The 23,969-nt window shown below is 34.9% G+C and carries 23 protein-coding genes, 1 tRNA gene, 1 other RNA gene and 1 pseudogene; 23 read left to right on the forward strand and 3 right to left on the reverse strand.

What is annotated here, in order from left to right; translation table 11 throughout:
* Positions 1–4: 4 nt before the first annotated feature.
* The 11 genes from rnr (at position 5) to OEI98_RS05430 (ending at position 10,992) form a co-directional block, all read left to right on the forward strand.
* A complete protein-coding gene (gene rnr / locus OEI98_RS05380) occupies positions 5–2,167 on the forward strand; it encodes a ribonuclease R (protein WP_266040072.1) in 2,163 nt (720 codons plus the stop codon).
* Between the two features lie 109 nt (positions 2,168–2,276).
* Positions 2,277–2,747: an SsrA-binding protein SmpB gene (smpB, locus tag OEI98_RS05385; RefSeq protein ID WP_003867905.1), complete on the forward strand. Its 471-nt coding sequence runs from the start codon at positions 2,277–2,279 to the stop codon at positions 2,745–2,747.
* Between the two features lie 3 nt (positions 2,748–2,750).
* Positions 2,751–3,103, forward strand: a transfer-messenger RNA (tmRNA) gene (gene ssrA, locus OEI98_RS05390).
* Positions 3,104–3,114: 11 nt separating this feature from the next.
* Positions 3,115–3,190, forward strand: a tRNA-Ala gene (locus tag OEI98_RS05395).
* Positions 3,191–3,500: 310 nt separating this feature from the next.
* Positions 3,501–4,805, forward strand: coding sequence for a tetratricopeptide repeat protein (locus OEI98_RS05400; RefSeq protein WP_266040074.1), 1,305 nt, complete (start codon positions 3,501–3,503; stop codon positions 4,803–4,805).
* Positions 4,806–5,481: 676 nt separating this feature from the next.
* Positions 5,482–5,697, forward strand: coding sequence for a hypothetical protein (locus tag OEI98_RS05405; RefSeq protein WP_011025489.1), 216 nt, complete (start codon positions 5,482–5,484; stop codon positions 5,695–5,697).
* A gap of 53 nt (positions 5,698–5,750) precedes the next feature.
* On the forward strand, positions 5,751–6,074 hold the full coding sequence (locus OEI98_RS05410) for a rhodanese-like domain-containing protein (RefSeq protein ID WP_011025490.1): 324 nt from the start codon (positions 5,751–5,753) through the stop codon (positions 6,072–6,074).
* Entirely contained in the window at positions 6,035–7,261 is a 1,227-nt protein-coding gene (locus OEI98_RS05415) for a radical SAM/SPASM domain-containing protein (RefSeq protein WP_226990171.1), read from the forward strand. The genes OEI98_RS05410 and OEI98_RS05415 overlap by 40 nt, the downstream gene beginning before the upstream one ends.
* A gap of 1 nt (position 7,262) precedes the next feature.
* Positions 7,263–8,465 (forward strand): MFS transporter, encoded by a 1,203-nt coding sequence (locus tag OEI98_RS05420; protein WP_011025492.1) that lies wholly within the window; start codon positions 7,263–7,265, stop codon positions 8,463–8,465.
* The gene (locus OEI98_RS05425; protein ID WP_266040083.1) at positions 8,462–9,841 is read left to right on the forward strand and encodes a radical SAM/SPASM domain-containing protein; all 1,380 of its coding nucleotides are present in this window, start codon (positions 8,462–8,464) and stop codon (positions 9,839–9,841) included. Before OEI98_RS05420 ends, OEI98_RS05425 begins: the two co-directional genes overlap by 4 nt.
* Positions 9,842–9,954: 113 nt before the next feature.
* On the forward strand, positions 9,955–10,992 hold the full coding sequence (locus OEI98_RS05430; RefSeq protein ID WP_226990172.1) for a metallopeptidase TldD-related protein: 1,038 nt from the start codon (positions 9,955–9,957) through the stop codon (positions 10,990–10,992).
* A 395-nt stretch (positions 10,993–11,387) separates the two neighbouring features.
* Here OEI98_RS05430 and OEI98_RS05435 read toward each other — a convergent pair whose 3' ends face one another.
* Entirely contained in the window at positions 11,388–12,629 is a 1,242-nt protein-coding gene (locus tag OEI98_RS05435; RefSeq protein ID WP_266040582.1) for an IS110 family transposase, read from the reverse strand.
* 365 nt (positions 12,630–12,994) lie between these two features.
* On the opposite strand from OEI98_RS05435, the gene OEI98_RS05440 reads away from it, so the two are divergent.
* The 11 genes from OEI98_RS05440 (at position 12,995) to OEI98_RS05490 (ending at position 22,065) form a co-directional block, all read left to right on the forward strand.
* Positions 12,995–13,432, forward strand: coding sequence for an SPASM domain-containing protein (locus OEI98_RS05440; RefSeq protein ID WP_266040087.1), 438 nt, complete (start codon positions 12,995–12,997; stop codon positions 13,430–13,432).
* A gap of 8 nt (positions 13,433–13,440) precedes the next feature.
* On the forward strand, positions 13,441–13,668 hold the full coding sequence (locus tag OEI98_RS05445; RefSeq protein WP_266040089.1) for an ATP-binding cassette domain-containing protein: 228 nt from the start codon (positions 13,441–13,443) through the stop codon (positions 13,666–13,668).
* A gap of 244 nt (positions 13,669–13,912) precedes the next feature.
* A complete protein-coding gene (locus tag OEI98_RS05450) occupies positions 13,913–14,377 on the forward strand; it encodes a hypothetical protein (RefSeq protein ID WP_266040091.1) in 465 nt (154 codons plus the stop codon).
* 281 nt (positions 14,378–14,658) lie between these two features.
* On the forward strand, positions 14,659–16,356 hold the full coding sequence (locus OEI98_RS05455; RefSeq protein ID WP_266038604.1) for an IS1634 family transposase: 1,698 nt from the start codon (positions 14,659–14,661) through the stop codon (positions 16,354–16,356).
* An 88-nt stretch (positions 16,357–16,444) separates the two neighbouring features.
* Positions 16,445–16,867, forward strand: a complete 423-nt coding sequence (locus OEI98_RS05460; RefSeq protein WP_266040093.1) for a hypothetical protein — start codon at positions 16,445–16,447, stop codon at positions 16,865–16,867.
* Between the two features lie 24 nt (positions 16,868–16,891).
* The gene (locus tag OEI98_RS05465) at positions 16,892–17,365 is read left to right on the forward strand and encodes an ABC transporter permease (protein ID WP_266040584.1); all 474 of its coding nucleotides are present in this window, start codon (positions 16,892–16,894) and stop codon (positions 17,363–17,365) included.
* Positions 17,343–18,329, forward strand: coding sequence for an ABC transporter ATP-binding protein (locus tag OEI98_RS05470; protein ID WP_266040094.1), 987 nt, complete (start codon positions 17,343–17,345; stop codon positions 18,327–18,329). Before OEI98_RS05465 ends, OEI98_RS05470 begins: the two co-directional genes overlap by 23 nt.
* A gap of 53 nt (positions 18,330–18,382) precedes the next feature.
* Positions 18,383–19,120, forward strand: a complete 738-nt coding sequence (locus OEI98_RS05475; RefSeq protein ID WP_266040586.1) for an ABC transporter permease — start codon at positions 18,383–18,385, stop codon at positions 19,118–19,120.
* 4 nt (positions 19,121–19,124) lie between these two features.
* On the forward strand, positions 19,125–19,889 hold the full coding sequence (locus tag OEI98_RS05480) for an ABC transporter permease (RefSeq protein ID WP_266040095.1): 765 nt from the start codon (positions 19,125–19,127) through the stop codon (positions 19,887–19,889).
* Entirely contained in the window at positions 19,886–20,449 is a 564-nt protein-coding gene (locus OEI98_RS05485) for a radical SAM protein (RefSeq protein ID WP_266040097.1), read from the forward strand. The genes OEI98_RS05480 and OEI98_RS05485 overlap by 4 nt, the downstream gene beginning before the upstream one ends.
* A 47-nt stretch (positions 20,450–20,496) precedes the next feature.
* Positions 20,497–22,065: a radical SAM protein gene (locus tag OEI98_RS05490; protein ID WP_266040099.1), complete on the forward strand. Its 1,569-nt coding sequence runs from the start codon at positions 20,497–20,499 to the stop codon at positions 22,063–22,065.
* Between the two features lie 155 nt (positions 22,066–22,220).
* On the opposite strand, the gene OEI98_RS05495 is transcribed toward OEI98_RS05490, so the two are convergent.
* Positions 22,221–22,463, reverse strand: a complete 243-nt coding sequence (locus OEI98_RS05495) for an IS3 family transposase (RefSeq protein ID WP_323053807.1) — start codon at positions 22,461–22,463, stop codon at positions 22,221–22,223.
* Between the two features lie 38 nt (positions 22,464–22,501).
* Between OEI98_RS05495 and OEI98_RS05500 the strand changes: the two are divergent.
* A pseudogene (locus OEI98_RS05500) lies at positions 22,502–22,705 on the forward strand (IS21 family transposase); the annotation flags it as partial.
* Between the two features lie 217 nt (positions 22,706–22,922).
* Here the strand turns inward: OEI98_RS05500 and OEI98_RS05505 are convergent.
* Positions 22,923–23,885 (reverse strand): helix-turn-helix domain-containing protein, encoded by a 963-nt coding sequence (locus OEI98_RS05505; RefSeq protein ID WP_266040101.1) that lies wholly within the window; start codon positions 23,883–23,885, stop codon positions 22,923–22,925.
* Positions 23,886–23,969: the final 84 nt, after the last annotated feature.

The following is a 23,969-nucleotide window of genomic DNA, read 5'->3' on the forward strand; positions in this document are numbered from 1 at the left end:
GGGAATGAGCGTAAAAGAAAGACTTTTAGAATTAATGAGAGAAGAGAATTATAAACCTTCTAAAATAGAAGAAATAATGAAAATATTAGGGATAGACTATAGTCAAAAAAGCATTTTAGAAAAAATATTAAAAGAGATGGAAAAAGAAGGCCTTGTTTTTAAAACAAAACGAGGTAAATATGCTCTTCCTGAAAGATTAGATTTAGTAAAAGGTAAGATTGAATTTCATTCAAGAGGCTATGGCTTTTTAATTCCCGAAGATAGCAATATAAAGGACATATTCATACCTGTAAGCGGCATGAACGGTGCAATGCATGATGACACTGTTTTGGTGAGAGTTACAAAAAGGGTGGATGGAAAGAGTGAAGAAGGAGAAGTTGTAAAAATTCTCAAAAGGGCAAATACAACTATTGTTGGAACTTACGAAAAAAGCAATAATTTTGGCTTTGTAGTGCCAGACAACAAAAAGATCCATCAAGATATATTTATTCCTAAAGGAGAAGATAAAGGCGCTAAAACAGGCATGAAAGTTGTAGCCAGAATTACTAAATGGCCTGAAGGAAGGCGAAGTCCTGAAGGGGAGATTATAGAAGTATTAGGATACAAAGGTGACCCTGGCATAGATGTAATGTCTATAATACGGGCGTATGATATTCCTGAAGTTTTTCCTAAAGAGGTTTTAAAAGAAGCAGAAGAGATACCGACAGAAATTCCTGAAGAAGAGAAAAAGAGAAAAGTTGATTTGACTGATTTAGATTTTGTCACAATTGATGGAGAAGATGCAAAAGATTTGGACGATGCAGTATGTGTACAAAAACTTCAAGATGGCAATTATCTTCTGTATGTGAGTATTGCAGATGTGAGCCATTACGTGAAAGAAGGTTCGAATTTAGATAAAGAAGCATTAAAAAGAGGTTGTAGTGTATATTTCATTGATAGAGTAATACCAATGTTACCTCCTAAGTTATCTAATGGTATTTGCAGTCTAAATCCGCAGGAAGAAAGACTGACTCTCACTGTTAAAATGAAAATAAACTCTCAAGGAGAAGTTGTAGACCATGAAATTTTTGAAAGCATTATAAAAAGCAAAGAGAGAATGACATATACAAATGTTTACAAACTTTTAGAAGAAAATGATGAAGAATTAAAAAAGAGGTATCAGTACCTATTGGAAGATTTTAAACTAATGAAAGAGCTAGCTCTTGTTTTGCTAGAGAAAAGGAAAAGAAGAGGCAGTGTAGATTTTGATTTTCCTGAAGCTAAAGTAATAGTAGACGAGAAAGGTAAGCCAATAGATATTGTAAAAGTTGAAAGAAATATAGCTCACAGGATAATTGAAGAATTTATGTTAGCAGCTAATGAAACGGTAGCGGAGCACATGCATTGGTTAAATGTACCTTTTGTTTATAGAATTCATGAACATCCGGATATAGAAAAGCTGATTGCTTTTAATAAGTTTATTCACAATTTGGGGTATCATATAAAAGGAATTGAAGGAGGACAAATACATCCGAAGTCTTTGCAAGAATTAATAAGACAAGTGAGAGGAAAGAGTGAGCAAAGAGTTGTAGAAACTTTGCTTTTAAGGTCTTTAAAAAGAGCAAGATACAGTCCAGAAGACATTGGCCATTATGCTTTGGCGACCCAATATTATACTCACTTTACTTCTCCTATAAGGAGATATCCTGACCTTATAATTCACAGGATAATCAAAGAATACATAAATGGAAAATTAACAGAAAAAAGGCAACGCCATTACAACAGAATTTTAAATGACATTGCTTTAAAATCTTCTGAGAGAGAAAGAGCAGCAGAAGCTGCAGAAAGAGAAATAGAAGAATTAAAGAAAGTAGAGTACATGGCAGATAGAATAGGGAATGCTTATAAAGGGATAATTTCCAACGTGACAAATTACGGATTTTTTGTAGAACTTGACAACACTGTGGAAGGGTTAGTAGATGTTGCTTCATTGGAGGATGACTATTACCATTTTGATCCAGAAACATATGTTTTAATTGGTGAAAAGAGCAAAAAAGTTTACTCTATAGGTAAAGAGGTTTATGTAAAAGTTGTTCATGTAGATGTGGATAGGAGAGAAATAGACTTTGTTTTAGCAGAAGAAGAAAAAGATAATTTAGAGATTGGCTTAACCGAGCATAAAAGCTGAAACATATATTGACACTATTTAAAAATGTGTTATAATATAATAGCGATGAGGGTGCCCTATTTGTGACACACAAGTAGGGCAATTTTCTCCTAAAGAGGGTGTTTAAAATTTGGCGAAGGAAGAAATTAAAATAATCGCTCAAAACAAAAAAGCTTACCATGATTACTTCATTGAAGAGACTTATGAAGCAGGAATAGTGCTTAGTGGAACTGAAGTTAAATCTATCAGGATGGGGAAAGTCAATTTAAAAGATAGCTTTGCAAGAGTTGAAAACAACGAAGTTTATCTTTATAATATGCATATAAGTCCTTATGAAAAAGGCAATATATTTAATAAAGACCCCTTAAGGACTAGAAAATTACTTCTCAATAGACATGAGATTAATAAACTAATTGGTTATGTGACAAGGAAGGGTTACACTTTAATTCCTACAAAGCTTTATTTAAAGCGAGGCCTTGTCAAAGTCGAATTAGCTGTAGCGAGAGGTAAAAAACTATACGATAAGAGAGAAGATATTGCGAGAAGAGATGCAAAAAGAGAATTAGAAAAGCATTTTAAAGAAAAACAATTAGGCATATAACATGGGGGTGTACTGGTTTCGACGGGGGCAGTCGAGGTAAAAGTAGCGAGCCGAGTTGTCCGCCAGCTCGTAAAAATGGTGGAGTAAAAATAAACGCAGACAGAGAATTAGCTTACGCTGCCTAATTTAAGGTAGCCGTCCAACCTGAAATGCCCACGTTTCAGGATTGGGCGTCAAAAAAGTGGGGAACTGGTTTTGCTCAGGCTTCGGGGCAAAACCGGAACTTATGAAGCTACCGAGGCGGTTATCCTGTCGCTGGGAGAACCGCTGAGGGAAAGTTAAAACAGCGACTGCGCTCGGAGAAGCTTTTACTGTGACGCCTTCGGACCGGGGTTCGACTCCCCGCACCTCCACCAAAAATAAATATGGGGCTGTAGCTCAGTTGGGAGAGCGCCACAATGGCATTGTGGAAGTCGTGGGTTCAAGTCCCATCAGCTCCACCAGAAAAATCAAGGGTTCTAGGTATCCGGCAAGGTACCAGAACCCTTTTTTGGTGCCCGTATGGAGGTGTCAAGATTATGATAGACTTGGGAAAGGTCAGACTACTTTTTGAAGCACAATATATAATAGCAAAAAAGAGAACCAAGGGAGTCTTTGTATTTTTCTCTATGATAGCAAGAAGATAAAAGCACATGACAAACATGAGTGTTTTGTTACATTTTGCTTGATATTAGTGAAGATATATATTATAATGAATTAAAAAAGCAATTTAAAAATAATATTTTTATTTCACAATAGGAGGTACTGAAGCTTATGGAATTTCTAACGCCTGGAGAAAGAGTCAAAAAAATAAGGAAAATGCTTAAAATGAAACAAAGAGAGCTGCAGTCTGAAAATATCACAAGAGGTTTTATAAGCATGATTGAAGGTAACCGAACTACTATGAGCAGAGAAACTGCTTCTATCATCGCAGAGAAATTTAATAAAAGAGCTCGGGAACTTGGTATTGACTTAAACATAGATGGTTACTACCTTTTAATGACTCCTGCCCAAGAAGCAGAGTATTACTGTATTCAGAAACTGAATCAAATTAACACGTTAGAAGATTTAAATGAATTAAAAGAAATATTTGAAATTGCAGATGAATACAAGTTAAAAAGAGTAACTGCTTTGGCGTATATAAAAATAGGCGATGTGATGTATAACAATCAGAATTTCCAGGAGGCTTTTATCAACTACCACAAAGCCCTGGATATATTATTGCTCAACAATATAAAGGAACAACTGCCCTACGTCTACAACATGTTGGGAGCTTGTAAAGTAGCTTTATTAGAGTCTCCTGAAGCAACAATGTATTTTCACAAGGCTTTAGAATATGCAGAAGAGATAAATGATATTGAAATAAAAATCAAAGCAAGTTATAACAATGCCTTATGTTGCAGGTGTATTAGTGAGCCAGCAGTTTCAATTGATTATATTCAGAAGTGTTTATCTGTACTAGATAAAGAAAAAGATTTTGAGTACTATGTATATATAAAGTCAATAGAAGCGAATTGCTATAGAGACATGAAAGAATATGATAAGGCTTTAGAAATATTTAGAGGACTAGTCGAAGAAATAAAAGACAATAATAACCCTTTATTGGGTTTTCTTTATACCAACATTGGAGAAGTTTATATGGAAAAAAATGATTTTGAAAAATCAATGGAATATTTAAATGAAGCCGAAAAAATCAGGCGAAAAGAAGATAAAAATTTACTATCACATACTCTTATTGAAAAAGCAAATCTTTATATAAAAATGGGTCTATATAAGGAAGCGCTTTTTTCATTGGAAGAAGGCATTGAAATATCCTACAGGAACAAGGATATAGAATATATAGTAAAAGGCAGTTATCTTCTGGCGGAAGTATATAAGAAGTTAGGGAATAAACAGGCTATTATAGAAACATATAAAAGGTTAGCAAACATTCTCCAAAACATGGGTAGTAAAAAAGAAACTTTAAAGACCTATATAGAACTGGCATTGCTTTATATTGAGAATAACGATGTTAGTAATGCTAAATATTTTTTGGAAAAATCCAGAGAAGTGATTGAACAAAAAACAATAAAAAAATAAAAAATATATTGCATTTTTATTTTTTTATGTTATAATAAGGGCAAAGAAAGGAATATTTGAGAAAGGATAACAAAATATGAGGGGGAAGCTCAAGGTGCTACTCACATCACTGATACTCCTTGCCTATGTATATGGGACTTTTATTGTAATCCCACTTGAAAATCCTCCCATTTGGGTAGGTTAAGGGGTAATAATATCAATAGCGGGTTAAAATTGAGCTACTTTTAATAATTTTAAATTAAGTTGTTTCTAACTTTATTAATCTGACCTTGCTGATTTGCTCATTGTAAAAACTAATCTTTAGCCCATCATTATCTTTCAACTTTTATAACAGCAAAAGTTTTAAATATTGCACGATGAGAATAACCCTTGCGGCAATGATCAGAGGAAGGGAATTTAGGCTTTGAAGGCAAGTCTAGATTTTTTAAATATATGAAGAATAGAAATCCAATTTTCAGCTGAGAAGTAAAGAGTTCGAATATATTTTTATAAAGTAATTGAAGCTGGTGGATGTAGGATTTCCTCCTTATGAGTATTTCTCACAATTGAACAATCATAAGGGATTATAAACAAAAGATAAAAATTTAAATTTGAAAGCAATAGTTAAAAAGCACACCTCTTAAGTGACTTAAATTATATAAATCTTAAAAAATACAAAAATAGGAGGTGAGATAATATGTCTGTGGTGATCCATGAAGGGATTTATCAGATTCACTGGTGTATTCATGGTGGGGTTGTAGCGATGCCACTTTCACTAACTAACCGAGCGCTAGAAGAAGTTGCCTCAGAAATTGTTGAGAAAGGAATAATTGGTATACGGGAAGAGCAGATCTTAAAGCAGTTGTTTGCGGACAAGTTAGCATTATCAGAATCATTGTCTTGGGAAAAGTAAATTCTAAAATGAGAAGAGTTAAACTAACTGAGTGAGAAAGGAGAGCATGGCATATGCAAATTGAAATGGTAACAAAAGAAGAGTTATTGACTATGCTAAATAACCTTGACGTTATTGTATTAAACGTTCTTCCTCGCGATTGGTATGAGCAGGCTCACATTAAGGGTTCGATATCAATCCCCCTGGAGGAGTTGCCAAACCATTTAAACTGTTTGTCTAAAGATAAGCTTATTGTTACGTATTGTGCAAGCTACGAATGTACATCCTGTATCGAGGCAGCGGAATTGTTGGCTAACTATGGATTTAATGTAAAGGTTTATAGAGGAGGTACTAAGGAATGGATAGAGGCGGGTCTTCCGTGGGAAAGCAGCACATAAATATTGATCATCCTCTCAATATTCTGCGTAATTCTCCCCATTACACCTCGGACCCACATTTCCGACGTAGAGTAGATATGCGAATAGCTCGGGAACAAAAGTTTGCTGGAGGTCGCCTCTTCAATCTTGATATAGAGATTACCACTATTTGTAATCTTGCTTGCCGAACGTGCTACAATGTATCGAATAAGCCACAAATTATGACAGTGGAGCAATTTAGTCGTATTTTAGCAGATGCTCGACAACTTGTGGAGTGTTTAGAGATGGATGGACTTTGGCTTACAATTTCTGGGGGAGAGCCATTGACAAATAACTGGATATGGGACATGCTTCAGTTGGCTCAAGGGCCGGATATTAAAGGTATTGCAATTATCACTAATGGTACACTTATTAACCAAGAAACAGCAAAGCTTATGGAATCTTTAGGTATTTCTGAGGTCATGATATCCCTAGATGGAGCTAGTGCACAAACCCACGATGCTATCAGAGGACAAGGTTCGTTCGCCAGGACTATGAGAGGCGTAGAGATACTAATAAAATACTGTTCTAATATATTTCTTGGATGTACCATGACTCTTACTACACTAAATATGGACAATATTGAAGATTATGTTGATTTAGCTTTTCAAATGGGATTTAATTATGTGTGGATTAACCCTCCGATTTATTGTGGACGTATAGTACAATCAGAGCTTGATATCTCTTACGAAGAACATTTACGAATTATGAAGCTTGTTAGAGAACTTGATACCAGGTATTTTAGACAGGCTTTTGCAGTATATTATAATGTCCCGTATTACCCTCTTACTGATCCCATCTCGCCCTATTTGGATCTGAGTACAGCTTGTCCTTGGGGGCGTACCAACCTAACTATTACTGCTGATGGTTCAGTCCTTCCCTGTTTATACAGTAGAGATTTGTGTTTAGGAAATATTTTTGAGCAATCTCTAATCGTTCTTTATCATTCATCTGTGCTGGAAGGAGTTCGTAACGGATCGCTGCTTGCTGAACCGTGCTGTTCTTGTTTATACCGCGAATTCTGCGGGGGGTGCCGTGCTAGAACGTACTATCTTACTGAAGATTGGTTTGCTGCGGATCCCTGGTGCCCCCTTGTCAGAGGTTTAAACGAGGAGCAAGTTAGAGTTTTTCCATCCAATTTACCAAAGGAAAAGGTAGGAGGAAATTGACATGACTGAACATTCAACTAATGGAAAAATACTCTATACCTACTATATTCGCCGTTATATTATTGCTGTATGCCTTATAGAGTTTTTTGCTTTTAAAATTCTTGATCCTTACTATATTCAATTTATGACTACAGAAAAGGGACTCGGGTTAACACCTACCCAATTTGGATTTTTTGTATCACTTGCTTCAGCAGTGACCTCTGCTATCGATTACCTGTCTGGAGCTTTTGCAGACCGGCTGGGCCGTAGGCTCTCTTGGGGATTGGCAATGTTTTGCTATGGTGCAGGAATGTTATGGCTCAGCTCGATTTCTGCCTTTGGTCCTGCACTTGTTACTGCTGTATTAATGGGAATTTCTTATGCTTTTACGAGCGGTGCACGGGAAGCATGGCTCTATGATAGTGTTGGACAAGAAGGGACAAGGGAAGCTTTTGGTAAACTTTACCTTTACTCTATTCCATTTACTGCGATAGGAATGGTGGTTGCATATATTCTGGGAAGTCTTGGCAGCCTGCGTATTCCAATTGCTTTGACTGGCGTTATCATTATAGCCAATGGGTTTTTTATCATGACCTTTCCTGAGAACTATGGAAATTACCGTCGCCGAGGGTGGTTGGAGATACTCAAAACGGGATTTTATCAGTTTTTAGAAAGTCGTGTTCTATGGATTACAGCAGTTCAGAGTTTTTTCTTTACACTTCCCATTTGGATCACAACTGCCTGGTGGATTACTTACATGGTGGAACAGTTTGGGGTTGACCTGAAAGGGACGGCTTTTGCTTTTGGTGTTACTTCATTGGCTGCAGCAGTGACAGGTTTTTATATTTGCAAGATAAAAATCACCGATTACCGGAAACTAATTCTTTGGCCAACACTATTATCAGCGCTTGCCTTTTTATTAATGCCGTTAGTTCCTGTGCCTTGGGCTTTTGTGGCCTTAGTTATTGTTGCGATTGCTTCCAGTTATTTGAGGGGGAGTGGTATTACCCTTTTAGAGAATGAACAGATTAGCGTCGAACGGGCAACAGCACTATCCTTTTTGAATACTCTTCGTAGTGCTTTCTGGGCAGTAACTCCTCTCTTATGGGGGACTCTTATCTCAGTTTTGGGGCTTAAGGTCATGTTCTTTTTTGCAGGAGTAGCTTCGCTGATTTCCTTGTTTTTGTTAAAACTTGCGTTAGTGCTAAGAGGTGAAGATTCATGAAACAGATTGTTGTACCCGATAGACCTTACCACTTGTCTTGGGATCTTACTACAGCATGTCACCTCCATTGTAACTTTTGCTACAACACCGAAAGAAAATTATATCCAACCGAAACACGAGATCTAATTGAAACAATACTTGACAATGTAGTAGAATTGAAACCACTACATCTAGGCATTGGAGGAGGCGATCCATTGTTAAGTCCGTACATTAGCTGGATATTGCAGCAGTTAGCGGAACGAATGGGGGATGAAATGCCGATTATTACAATTGATACTATGATGGTAAACCAACGTGAAGATGTTGTACAACAGGTCTGGCGACTCAACAAGGACCTTGGAGATAATAGGATACAGTTTTATCTAAGCATCCACGGGAGCCCTGAAGTTCATGACAAAATTGTCGGATATAAAGGACACTTTAAGGAACAAATTGAAGGTATCAAATTGTTAAAGCGATATGGGATTAACTTCAGCTTGGGTATTGTACCGACAAAGGAAAACTTTAATCAGCTTGACACAGTACTTATATTGGCTTTGTACTGGGAGGCTGGATTACTAAACATTTCCCAATTTGTTCCTATTGGCAAAGGTGCAAAGGCATATGAGCAAAATCTGAGTTCCGAACAATATAAATGGCTTCTGGATTGGATTATGACACGTAATACCCAATTAGGCTACCGATATATAGTGACTCATGAGCACTGGATAGCAGCTGTTGATCGGGAACTGCTTATGAATAGTCTTTTTATTGGTTGCAGCGCGGGGATTTACTATTTTGGAGTACGTAGTAATGGTGATGTTGTTCCTTGCCAGCTTAACTCGTATGTGCTCGGCAATGTGTGCAACACAAGATTAACCGAAATTTGGCGAAATCATCCTGTGTTACGACGATGGAGAGAACGAGAGGTTGAGGGAAGATGTAGAGATTGTCCATTGGTTTTCAAATGCGGGGGTTGTCGTTGTAATGCTGTAGCATATAGTGGAAACTTTTTAGGGGAAGATCCACTTTGTCCTTTTTCACCAGAAGAATTAATCAGAGCAATTAACTTGAATCAAGCAAGCAAAAAAATAACTACTGAAAGGACTGATGCCTATTTGTCAGAAATAAACATTAGAAATGACACAAGAATTGTAAAACTCGTTACACTTGCAACGTGGCAAGGAGATTCTTTGATTATCCGTAATGAGGCACGAAATACTTTCGTGGAGCTCACAGGTGATGCATCAACTATCTATTGTTTAATTCCATCCCAATGTGGGATTGCCTTGAATGACCTCAGGTTAGTTTTCAAGAAACAAACAGGAAGAGAACTCCCTCTAGGGGAACTTAGGGCATTAATTAGTTCGGGTGTTTTAGGATGTGTTATCGAATAGCATATTTTCTGCGGTCACGGCACTTCAAGATATGTAAGGGACGTATTTATGAAATCAAAACTTACAAAGATTCCAAGGTTCATTGTATGATGTACAGTGGGAGGACTGTTATTGTGGAGAGTGATGGCGGTTCTAAGATGTTTACACTTCCTAAGGCTGCTGTATGGGAACCAGATCCTGGAGATATATATGTTGAGAGAGGGCTTCTTGATACACAAGGCTTGCTTGCTGCTGTGGAAACAGTAGCAAACTATTCTGTCGATGCAGTACTTTCTTTTTATCATGAAGAAAGGACAATAGAAACAGATGGTTTTGTCAAGTACCAGCGTATGGGATTTTATGTGTTACAATTTCAGGAAAATTCTAGATTTTATATATATGCGGACTATGTTCCAGAAAAGTTGAAAGAACTGTGTATTTTTCACATGTTGCCTCACCGGGTAGTTTTTCCAAACAATTTACCGATCCTCTTAAGTCCTAATGTTGTTGGTCACATCTTCCATGAATGGGTTCATTTATTAGAACTTGACTTTTTAGGTTATGAAACTGCGTTGAGTATCAAAAATCTTCCGATTTTTGGTGAGTGTGTCGATCTACAAATCTTCGAGGATCCAAAGGCAGAGACCATTGGATTCAATGCTTTCAATGACGATGCCCGAATTACAAGGCGGATCCCTATTGTAGAACAAGGCAGAATAGTTGGGTTTATAGATAGTTCTGCATACCCATATCATTATCTTGGATGTGGATATCTTGGGTACAATAATAGTGCTTTCCCTATTCCACGCACAACCAACCTAGTAATTCAAGCTAGGCCAATAGTATATGAGAGTGAGAGGGCATTAGTGATCACTGAACTTGATCTGGAGCTTTTAAATAAGGATCCTGTTTCTACTCGGATTCGGATTAAGAATTGCGAAGGCGTTTATATAGAACGTGGGATGCCTATATATAGGGTAAATTGGAAAGTTGGAATTGAAACAACAGTTCAAGAGTTAGTATGTAGTATGATCTTTCTGGATTCTTCGAACATTCACCTTACCGTAGTTGGTGGAATTTGTGTCAAAAATGGTATTGCAGTACGCTCTGCTCAAAGTGCCCCACCAGTACTACTTGAAGGGTTATTAGGAAAGAGTTTGCTGCCAAGATAAAGGCCTGAATCTATAGAGATTACTAACAATCTTTCATCTGCTAGGAATATCAAAAAGAAATTAATTGATTTCTTAAAAGCAATTATCCTGAAAAAGGAATATTTGCACAATTATATAAAAAATTAGTAACTTTAGGTGTAAGTTATAGTGTTTCATGACAATAAATCGGGAAAAGAGTTATAAAAAATATTACTGTTTAGAAGTTGAAAAATCGAAAACAAGTAAACCACTGATATAGGTAAAGACAAACGGTAAAATGTCAAGGGGGTAATTAAAAATTTTTTGAGAGATTTAAAGGGCAAAAAGGCAAAAAAATACCCTTCTCCCAATATACCAATAAATGGAATTGGGAGTTCCAAAATAGAGTTCTTTATTAATTTTTAACAAAAGAGTATTTAAATACTAACAACACCTCTTTCTTGATATATTTGACCTTTGCTGAGCATTGCAAAGATCAGAGGGATTAATCTTCTAGCAGTTAAGACGAGGGCACGTTTATGTTGGTGTTTAGGTACCTCGCGATACTTCTTGTTGTAGTACTCTTTAAACCTCACTGTGTGCACCCTAACACAGTTAGCGGCTTCAACAAGATAGTATCGCAGGTATTGATCACCACACTTAACCAAAGAAGTATCCTGGGCATTAAAATTACCTGACTGATATTTATTCCAGATGAGGCCGGCATACTTGGCAAGAGCAGCTTCATTATTAAACCTTTTGATATCTCCAATTTCGGCGATGATACCAGCAGCAAGGACGTCCTCAATGCCAGGGATAGTAGTTAGAGTTTGATTAAAAGCTTTAAGCTGTCTTGATATTTCGCCGTCAAGCTTTTTAAGTTGAGATTCGAGGAAGCGAATATTTTCGAGTGTCATAGAAAGAGCTAAGTCGTTTGCTTCAGCGAGATCAGGGTGAAGCCTGTAAGCTCTGTTAGCAGCAGCTTTTAAAGTTTTGGCGATTTGAGTAGGATCTGAGAGTCTGTTATTGCCGTTTCTCACAATAAAGTCTATAAGGTCATCAAGAGGCATGGAAGCAATATCATCAGGAGTAAAATTTTCAATGATAGCTAAGGAAGCCTTACCAAATATGTTGCTAAAAGGGCACTCTGAAGGATAGGTTGAGAACTTGAAAGAAATAAGGCTTAGGGCTCGATTTTTTTCACGGACCAGACTGCGGACAATATGATAACGCATGCGAGTGAGTCTTTGCAGTGCAGCGTATCTTAAATCTGGCAGCGGAGTTGGTTTGACTTGACCAAATCTAACACATTCAGCGATAACAGTTGCGTCAACAGAATCTGTTTTAGGGAGATAGATATAAGCACCCTTGAAAGATTTAATGATAGAAGGATTGATGACGTAGAATAGAGGATTAAAGGGAGCAAGTTCAGGAGAAGAAGCCAGGAAGGTATGCATATGCCAGGCATAGTGTGAAGTAGCTTCCATGCCAAATTTAATGGATGAGATATTGAACTGTTGAGCAAGAGAGATAGTGAAATCTATAAGCTGCTGAGCGCCATCTAAATCATTGGGGAAGAATAAAGCTTTTTTAACTAAGCGGTTACCGGCCTCATCAATAAAGGAAGCAGCATTTAATTCGCTAGAGATATCAATGCCCACGATAAGTGTAGAGCTCATGGATAAATTCACGCTTCTTTTTGTAAAAAGTTTTTTGAAGGTCCTTTGTCTCTTAAGTTTTTGTAATACACCCTCGCCGTGGGAAGTAAGTAGCTTTCTCAATGAGCATTTCTTTCACCTCCCATATAATATGATTGTAATCCACATTAAAAATTTAATAATAAACACACAAATTAAATCCTTAAAAACCATTTTTACCCTGGTAAAACAATCTCATAATTAAATTTCTCATTTTTATTTAAATGGTCCTTTGTCTCTGATAAACTTAAAAGTGGAAGGTCCTTTTAAGTTTACTGAGGTAATTTTGAACTCATCTCTGTGGCATGCTGGTAAAGCAGCATTACCACTCGGCAAAAGATATATGGATGGACTTACTAGATGAAATCGATGAACCACTCTTGCTTTTGAAGATGCATAATCTCCAGTTTGGTTTGTGTAATGCGAAAGTAGCGGATTCCTATATCGTTGGTCCAGATGGCTCGTTGTATGGTTGTTTCTCGCTGGTAGGTTACAAGGAGGGAAAGATTGGGGATATAGAGGAGGGTTTTAACTCCAGGTATGCAGAATTTCTATTCAGTATAGATAGAAAGGTAGTACGATGCTTAGAGAAAAAGTGTCCATTTGTTCCTTTATGCACCGGTGGATGTTTTTACCATGCGTATGTTGAGGCAGGCGATCTTTTTGAAACAGCGTGTCTTCAGAGCTTTTATAGTGAAATATGGTTGCCGACAAAAGCAAGTATATATGAAAGAGTAATAGAGAAGTTAAGTGTTTCTAGTTTAAAAGATAACAGTAAGGAGTAAGTGAAGTTATGCTGTTGGAAGTGCGAAACTTGACAAAAGTGTATAAGAGAGGGAATCAACAGATTAAGGCAAATGACAATATTAACTTTTTTGTTGAGCGTGGTGACGTACTGGGGATTTTGGGGCCAAATGGGGCTGGCAAGACCACTTTGATAAAGCAGATTGCAACTTTGCTAATCCATGACCAAGGAGACATCCTGTACAAAGGAGTATCCCTCCTAAAAAGCCTGAGATAATAAGAGGACGATTTTCTTTTCTCTGGGAAGGCACGCAAAATGTATATCATTACTTAACCGGAGAAGCTAATATTCTCTACTTTGCATATCTTAATCAGGTTCCATCTTCTGTTGCCAAGAGAAGATGCGAAGAACTTTTAAAAAAACTGGATCTGTATGAAGTTAAGGACCAGTATGTATTCACATATTCAGCAGGAATGAGAAAAAACTTGCAATTGCTACCTGCCTTATAAATGATCCGGAAGTGGTATTTCTAGATGAACCTCTTTCCGGTCTTGATGTGCTTGCTGCTGCCGAACTCACCGAATCTATAAAGAGCTGGGTAAAAGAGATGGGGAAAACTGTCATAATTGCCAGTCATAGAATGGACTTTGTAGAAAGGGTTACTAATAAAGTTTTATGGCTCAAAGAGGGAAAAGTGATTTTAGAGGGCAAAACTGAGGACCTTAAAAACTTGAGCAAAGAAGAAGAATATATTTTATATTTGCGAAATTCTGCAAAATCAAGGGAAAAGTTGCGTAAATACGAACTTCAATTTGAAATTTTATCGGATGTTACTTTAAAAACAACCTTACGGCTGGGTCAAAAGGAATTGTTTTATTCGGTTTTTTCCGACCCTGATTTTGAAGTGTTAAACTTGGAGAAAAAAAGCCCGGATTTTGAGGCGATTTTTAGGAGGTTATATGGTGAGTGTATGGAAAGCAATTAAAGCTGAGTTTTTTAAGTTTTACTTTGACCTAAAGCGATATTTATTCAACTATATTGTTGGACTTATTTCAACTGCTATTTTTTCTCGACTTTGTCAGTTGGAGGCCATTTTTAGGCTGGTAAAAAATATCAAACCCTTGATTTTCAAGGGTTTTTTGTTTTTAGGATTAAAAAAATTTTCAAAACTGTAGGGACAATTTTTCTTCTAATTATTGCCATAATACTTGACTATATTCACTTTTTGTAGTATAATGTAATAAACTAACATAAAGGTGATGCCATATGTTTCTCAAAATAACTAAAGCTGGTGGCTATGAGTATGCCAAAATTGTCCATAATTATCGCGAAAATGGTAAAATAAAGCAAAAAGTCTTGCTTAATCTCGGTAGAATTGATGAACTCAAAAATGACCCTTCTTTCATTAATCTTGTAGATAAATTGCAAAAAATATTTTTAAGCTCCAGTGAAGAAACAGGTTCCATCAAGCTTTTTCCAGAAGATGTTTCAGAAGGAATTATTAAAAACTGGGGATATGTTGTGTATAGAAAACTTTGGGAAGAGCTTGAAATAGGTAAATTTCTCAAACGGTATAGCTCCCAAAATTCCAGGATAAAGTTTGACATTGATAAAGTGACATTTTTGATGACAGTACAAAGATTAATTCAGCCAGTAAGCAAACTTCAGACATACTACCGCAAAAACAGATACTTTGAATTTGAAGAAGATATTGATTTAAATCAGCTGTACAGGGGATTAGATATTCTGGCCCAGATAAAAGAGGATTTAGAGCTATATCTTTATCACAAGAATAGAGATTTATTTAACATGGTAGTTGATGTTGTTTTTTATGATGTGACAACATTTTACTTTGAAAGTATTAAGCAAGATAATTTAAGGGATTTTGGATTTAGCAAGGATAACAAGGTAAATGAGGTACAAGTGGTAATGGGCATGCTTGTAGATAAAGAAGGAAGACCAGTTGGATATGAACTGTTTCCTGGAGACACTGTTGACAGCAAGACCATGATAGAAATTTTGAGGAAACTGAAAGAGAAATTTTGCATAGACCAGGTAATAATAGTGGCGGACAAAGGTCTTAACAGTAAACTTAATTTAAAGCTGATAAAAGAAGCGGGATACGACTACATTGTGGCAAGCAGACTGAAAAACATGAGTAAAGAGATTTTAGATAGAGTATTTGATGAAGAAGGATATCAAGTTCTTGAAGAGAAAAAGTGGAGATTTGACAGAGAAATATTTGGTGAAGAGTTTAGATTCAAGGTCATAGAAAGAGAGAATATTATCAAAACGGGAGAAGGGGAAATATTCAAGATACCTGAGAATCTAGTAATAACCTATTCAAGCAAGAGGGCCAAAAAAGATAAAGAAGACAGGCAAAGGCTAGTAGAAAAAGCAAAAGAACTTTTAGAAAGGCCCGGCAATGTAAGGGCAGCAGAAAAGAGAGGAGGAAGGAAATATTTAAGACGCATTTCCGAATCAGAAGAATATGTACTGGATGAAGAAGCAATAAAGAGAGATGAGAAATTTGACGGTTTTTATGCAATTCAGACCAGCAAGAAAGAAATGAGTGTGACAGAAGTTTTGAATGCATATCATGATTTATGGAAGATAGAGCAGTCTTTCAGAGTAATGAAAAGCTGTCTGGAGGTAAGACCAATATTTCACTGGACGGAAAAAAGGATAAGAGGGCATTTTGTTGTGTGCTATTTAGCATTTTTACTGGAAAGAACTTTAGAATACAGCTTGAGGTCTAAGGGGAAAGAATTAAGCAGTGATAGAATAAAAGAAGCGATAGGTTCAATGAATTTTGTGGAGATAGAGATAAATGGGAAGAAATATTTAATTAAACAAAAGATGGAGGAGAAAGCTGAAAACATATTGAAGGTGATGAAAATAAAAGCACCAAAAAATTTCATTACGTATGAGGAAGGCATGGAATTAATTAGCATGAGAAAGTGATGTAGTGACAAATTTCACGCCCATTTTTTGTCAATACCTGTATTCCCAAGCTTTTTGGGTTTCGAACTGACAAAGTCAAGAGGGAAAAGTGATTTTAGAGGGCAAAACTGAGGACCTTAAAAACTTGAGCAAAGAAGAAGAATATATTTTATATTTGCGAAATTCTGCAAAATCAAGGGAAAAGTTGCGTAAATACGAACTTCAATTTGAAATTTTATCGGATGTTACTTTAAAAACAACCTTACGGCTGGGTCAAAAGGAATTGTTTTATTCGGTTTTTTCCGACCCTGATTTTGAAGTGTTAAACTTGGAGAAAAAAGCCCGGATTTTGAGGCGATTTTTAGGAGGTTATATGGTGAGTGTATGGAAAGCAATTAAAGCTGAGTTTTTTAAGTTTTACTTTGACCTAAAGCGATATTTATTCAACTATATTGTTGGACTTATTTCAACTGCTATTTTTTTGAGTGGGCTCTACTGGGCAGTAAATTCCTTGTTTACGCAGAGTGGGTAGGCAGTAGCTTTTGTTGGATTGCTGTTGTGGCTTTTTACCCCATCTGCGTTATCTGATGCCACAAGTCATCTTGCGGAGGAACGATACTTGGGAACGTTGGAACGCATATCTATAACCAAGACCCCATTTATTCATATTTTGATTGCTCGCAATATTGTGCATTGCCTGTTTACTCTGATTCAGACTCTTGTGGTTGGTGGCATACTATATGTGGTGTTTAAGCCTGACTTAAGCTATATGTCCTCATCATGGAGAGTAACTGCGATGGCAGTAGTTATCGGTATGTTGATAATCCTTACTCTTTATGCTTTTGGATTTTTCATAGCATCTTTGGGTATGATTTTTAAACGGGTAGGAGCAACGACATCCATTCTAGAATATCTTATTTTATTCTTTTCAGGAATAGTCATACCCTGGAATACCATGCCAGCAACTAAAGGAACCATCCCCGGCGTTTGGTATAGGAGGAAAAACAATGCAACCTCAGATAATTGTTAAAAATGTCAGTAAAACTTACAAAGTATACATAAAAGAAAATGGCGTAGTAAATACAGTTAAAAGCTTTTTTAAGCGAAGATACGAGTACATAGAAGCAGTAAAGGGCATTTCTTTTACTGTAAATCAAGGGGAAATACTTGGACTAATTGGTCTTAACGGTGCTGGGAAAACTACCACAATTAAATTGGTATCCGGCATAATTAAAGCAGATAAAGGTATTATAAGGGTATTAGGAAAAGACCCATTTTTACGCTCCAAAGAGTATAGAAATAAAGTCTCATTAGTAATGGGACAGAGAAGTCAGTTAGATCCAGACTTGTCTATTATTGATTCTGTAAAACTTTTTGCCTCCATTTACTCTATTGACAAAAGAGAAGCAATTTTAAGGGCAAAATCAATGGCAGAAGAATTGGGCTTGTCAGAAATAGACCTGCAAAAACAGGTCAGAACCCTGTCTTTAGGACAGAGGATGAAAGGTGAATTAATATTATCTTTTATTCATCTGCCAGTAATCGTTTTTCTTGATGAGCCTACTTTAGGCTTGGATTTTATTACCCAAAAGGCAATTAGAAACTACCTAAAAAATTATAAAAAGAAATATAATGCCTCTATAATACTAACAAGCCATTACATAACTGATATTGAAGATTTATGCGACAACATCTATATACTCCACAAAGGTCAAGAGCTATATTATGGAACAATTGAGAAACTGAAAAGTATGATGCCCAACATCAGAAAGGTTAGATTTAACGCAAGCAATTGTGCAGTTGAAAGAATCAGCAAATATTATAAAGTAGAAGAAGCAAGGGAAGAACAAGAATATTTCATCAGATTTAGTCCAGAAGAAACGATAAATGTAATGAGAGTTTTGTCAAATGAGGCTGAAATTTCAAATATAAATTTTCACGATGATACTCTTGATATTATCATAGAATCATTGTATAAGGGTGCAGAAAAATGAGGACATTGTATATTTTCATGGGATATTTTAACTACTCAATAAAAAGACTCTTAATGTATAGAATTTACCTTATAGGAGAGCTTTTAAGTTCCCTAATTGTACCAATCCTAATAAACTTCTTTCTCTGGAGGTCTTTAATTGAAAGAAATCCCATAAATTACACTCTGAAAGAAATGATGATTTACATTATCATTTCTAATGTAATACTTCTATTTACAGAAATTCATGCTGAACATGACCTTGAAAAGGATATAAAAACTTACAGATTTGGCCAAAAGCTTTTACTTCCAGTAGATTATCTGACCAGTATTTCATATAGTCATATATCTTCAAGCCTTGCAAAGTTTGCAATTTTATATATGCCAATAATTATTGTGCTCTCAATTTGGGCAAAAATTGAAATCCCAGCAAACCGGCTGTTATACCTACCTTTAGCGTTAATTTTGGGTTTTTTACTCAATGCTTTATTTTCCTTTATAATAGGATTGTTATCTTTTTGGCTGACAGAAATATGGGGCATAGCTGCCATTAGAAACTTACTGACAGGTCTTCTTTCAGGTGCCATTTTCCCTTTAGACCTTTTGCCTGACAAAATTGAATCAATTATGCTAATGACTCCTTTCCCTTATATGACATACATCCCGTCAAAGCTTATATGTGATGCTAATTTTGGCATTGAAATAGTAAATAAAGGATTGTTTATTTCACTAGTCTGGGTGTTAATACTTGGTTTCATTGTTTTTTTACTTATGAAAAATGGATTAAAAAAATACACCTCTCATGGAGCGTGAAAACATGCTAATAGAATCTATAAGATTTTCAATTAAAAAAGCAATTCAATATAGAGCAAATTTGGTAAGCTGGTTTTTCGCAGACTTATCTTTATACACTGCGACATTTTTAGGCTATTACCTGCTTACTCAAAAAATTGACGTTTTTGGTGATTATAATAGAGAAGAAATTCTTTTTTATATAACCTGTTTCTTTTTAGTAAACAACCTATATGCAATTTTCTTTGCAGAAGCTGTTTCTAAGTTTGGACAATCAGTTTTAACAGGGTATTTTGATTTTGATTTACTAAAACCACAGCCCCTCATAAAATACATTGTACTAAAAAACCTAAATTTTCCTGCAGCTCTTTCAACCCCCTTGTTAATATTTCTAAATATATGGTGTATGAAAATATGTGGAATTAAATTGACAATAGCTTATATCATTTCAATTTTCAGTGCTTCTATTTTAATGGGACTTTTATTTTTCATAGTATACAGTTTTACTCTTTTTGGTTTAAGGTCTGAAGCAATTTCAGCGATAGTCCTGCAGCTTTTAACAATGGCAGAAAAACCTGATACGGTTTTCCCAAAAATCCTCCGTAATCTTCTCATATATGCAATTCCCATTTTCTTATTTAGTGCAATTCCTGCAAGGATTGCCCTTGGTAAGAGCAATGTATACGAGAGTATATGGGGTTATTCATCTCCCTTATTATATTATTTGGTTTTAAAAATTATCCTTTACCAAGGGCTGAAAAAATACCAGTCGACAGGAGGAGAAATATGAACAAAATTCTAGAATATCTAAAATATTATAAAAACAATAATACTCTTTTAACAGGAGGGGGAAAGATATTTGACATTATAACAGAACATTACATTGAAAAAGGAATACAACCCTCGTATCCTTTGTACCTAAGCTTATCTGTTACATCAATGTGTAACGGACAGTGTCTTTTATGTAGTTCTATGTCTAAAAAATTTCGGAGTGGGGAGGTTGATAAAGCAAATCCTTTGCTAAAAAAACGCTTACTTGAACTGTTAGAGAATACTCCTCCGGTTATTTTCGTTTTATCGGGTGGGGAGCCATTATTGTTTCCGACTAGGTGCAAGGAGTATTTAGAAATTTTTTATAACGCAAACGTAATACTTGGACTTTTTTCAAATTTAGCTTTGAATCTAGATCATAGACGATTAAAAGTAATAGAGATTCTTGAAGAAAAACCTTTTTCCTTTATACAAACAAGCATCGATACTATTGATAAAAATGAATATGAACTATTAAGAAAAGGTACAAATTTGACTGATATTCTAAGTAACATAAAATATTTGAAGAAAAAAATATAAAAATAAAAGTAAATACAACTATTTCTCCATATAATTATAGAAGTATAATGGATGTTGTGAAATATGTATTTAATGAAGGGATTGAAAGCTTACATATTAATCCGGTTCTTCCTTTTGGGAGGGCAAAAGACAAAGTTGATGAAAAATTGTGTGTTGAAATAGTTGATACACTGATAAAGGTAGTAAGTAGCAGAGAGTTTAATAGTATTAAAGAGCATTCAATTACATTCCCAAATGAATTGATTCCATTGTCTTACATTGGTTCCAAATATGAAGATATTTTAAAAGTTTATGATAACAGTGAAAAAGTAAAAAACAAGTTTCTAAGCCATCAGTTTGTATGTGGAATTGCTCATGAAAATTGCATATGCGGTATAGGATGGTTTCCAGAAATTTATATTTCACTTGAAGATAAGAAAATAGAGGAAGCCTTTCGTATGGCTCTTTCTTATGGCAAAATATATCATTACGCTGAATGCAAAAAATGCTACCAATATTCTAATTGTGACTTTGAAACATCTTATACAGGTAAGTGCTTAATGATGGAACTATATAACAAAATAGAGTATATACTTAATTATAATACAACATTGTCAAAAGAAGAATCTATAAGAATGAAAGCGTTTGATGAGTTAGAAAAAGTGAGCAAAGGAGCATTTGAAGTAATTATTGGAATAACAAGAGAATGTAATGGAAACTGCAATTTTTGTCAGATTGGGGGGCCACAAAAAGATACTAATAAAAGTTTTGATTATAAGCAACTAGTTAGGTTTTTAAAAGGAAATAATTACCATATTCAAATAACAGGTGGCGAACCTTTAATTAGAAAAAGTGAACTAACTCCATTGATTCGTGAACTCAAAAAAGATGGTCACATAATAACTTTATTAACAAATTTAGTTCTTATCGACAGGGAGTTTATTGAACTCTTAAAGGAATCATTTTCTGTACTAGATGTGGGTCAGGTTTCTATTTATGCACATAATCCACAACTTCATGAGATTATAAGTGGAAGAAATGATTGGAGAAAGCTAAACACTCTAATCACAGAAGTTATTAATAATGGTATTCAATTGAGAGCAAACTTAGTTTTAACAAAAGAAAATCTAAAATATGTTAAAGAAATTTATAATTTTTATATGTCTCTGGGAATAAAACAAATATCAATAAGTAGTCTTATTAAGAAAGGGAGAGCTTTTCGCTTGGTCGATGAAAAGTATATCTACGACTACATTTATTATATGTACGAATTCCTAAAAAAAAACAATCCTAAATTTATAACAGTTTCGGTACCTACTGAACTTCTCAAAACTTATTCAAACATAAAAAATAATTTTGGACATTATGTAAAAAATGATAACTTAATAGTTTTAGAAAGAGACAAATTATATATTCATTATAACGGTAATGTTTACTCATGGTTAACGGGAGAATTAATTTGTAACATTTCTGAAAACAATACAAAGAATATAATACTTCCTCCCTTAAAACGTGATTTGTCTAAGTCAGAGTGTGCAAGGTGCCATGCTTTTTATCTTTGTAAAGGTCGTGGAGATTTCGAATTGATAAGAGCTAGGTACGGAAATTTGAATTTTTCTCAGTGTGATTTATATTAGAAGATATGAATGAGGTTTAATTTTTTGGTTATTTGTCAAGAATTGGGGTGGGTATTTTTTTCTGAATGCCCGCCCTTTAGTTTTACACTGAAATATGATGTAGTTGTTGTAAATTTGGATTTATGTCAATATAGTAGACACAAAAACTCGAAATTTTATGCTGACTTTTTAATTAAATCCTCAAATTGCTGCGGAGTCATATACACTATACTACTATGTAGTTTCTTTCTATTATACCAAAATTCAATATACTCAAATATAGCAAGTCTGGCAGTATCAAAATCATAGTAAGTAGCTAAATTTACTTCTTCCTTTTTAAAGGTGTCACTAACGGTGTATAATTGACCCAGGGGTAACGAGAAGGAATTGACCCACCCCTGTCGAAATATCCCTCTGATCTAAAATCAACCAAGAAAGGATCGGAGGGAGATAAAAAATGCTAGGGAGTGGGTCTATTATCATGATACATGAACTCAGGGCAAAAGGCAAGAGTATTCGTGCAATTTCACGAGAAACAGGTCATTCTCGAAACACAATAAGAAAGTATCTCAGAGCAGAGAGAATCCCCGAAAGAAAACCTCATCCTAAAGGAGGTTCAAAACTTGACCCTTACAGAAATGCTATTCATGAGTACATTAACACTAATCAAATATTTTAACCGAAATTATTCACTTTCATCCATATTCATCCATAAGATATAGAAAAAAGGTCATACTGAAGATAGAACAGATAAAAATGTTAATTGATTCTTGTTGAGAAAGAAGATAAAATTAATCTTAAATACACAAAATATTTTTCAGTCCCACAAACACATTTATTATCATTTCCTTTTGTAATGGTTTAAGGTCTAATCTCATTTATAATTTTTCTATCAAAAGCATATTATTTTCCTTAGAAATTTCTAAATTATAAAGTTTCCTGCAGAACTCTATAGTTGTATTTATAAGTTTTTCCTGACCGGTTATTTCAAATAAATGTATAGATTTCGATAAGGAGTCTTTGTATTCTTCTCTGCCAAGATTGTACTCTGCAATTGCTTTTCTAAAGTATAAAAGCCCCAAGCCACTTAAAGTGTTATTTTTTATACAGGTTTCTATGCCTAGATTTGCATAATGTAAAGATTCTTTGTAAAGAGAAAGAATATGGTAATTGTAAGATATGTTGTAATAAATTTTTATTTTTGTTTCCCATTCTTCTGGAGATAAATTTTCTAAACAGAATAAAAGCATTTCAAGGCTTTTTTGCACATTCTCTGTTTTTTTGATAATTAAAGACATATTCATTAAAATTCTAATTTCCATGTCACTGTAGACAAAATCGGTATAATTAGAAAGAGAAAAATTAGGAATAGTGATTTTCATTGCTTCTTGGAGTTTTTCCATGGCTTTTTCATAATCTTTGTTAATTGTTTTTTCAAAAACAGATTCAGCAAGGAGTAAAAGTTGATTTAATAATTTAGAGTAATATAAACTCATATTGCCTTTTTCAAGTAGTTTCTTTAACCTATCAACATCTTCTTTCAAACTCTCGAAATTTCCGCTTTCAAGCTTATTTTCAAGAGAGCATTTTATGTCAAAGAAAGTAGGAAAATCTTTTAATCTGTATTTCAAGAGCAACTCATTTAAATCTTTTTTATAAAGGTGTGATAATAATTCTAAAGTTTCCTGTTTGGGTAGAACCTTACCGTTTTCAATTTTTCTAAGAGTATCTCTATTAATAAAGCCATGCTTAGAAACATCGATTTGAGAAAGACCTAGAGATTTGCGGATATTTTTAAGTTCCTCACCAAAAGCTTCTAAATCATAATAAAACCCATCCATTTTTTAACACCCCATGCCGATTCAAATCGGCTTGAAATTATCCTGGTTATTATCTATTATATAGTTAAAAGAAGGAAATGTAAA

The organism is Thermoanaerobacter sp. RKWS2, assembly GCF_026240795.1.
GTDB lineage: Bacteria > Bacillota > Thermoanaerobacteria > Thermoanaerobacterales > Thermoanaerobacteraceae > Thermoanaerobacter > Thermoanaerobacter ethanolicus.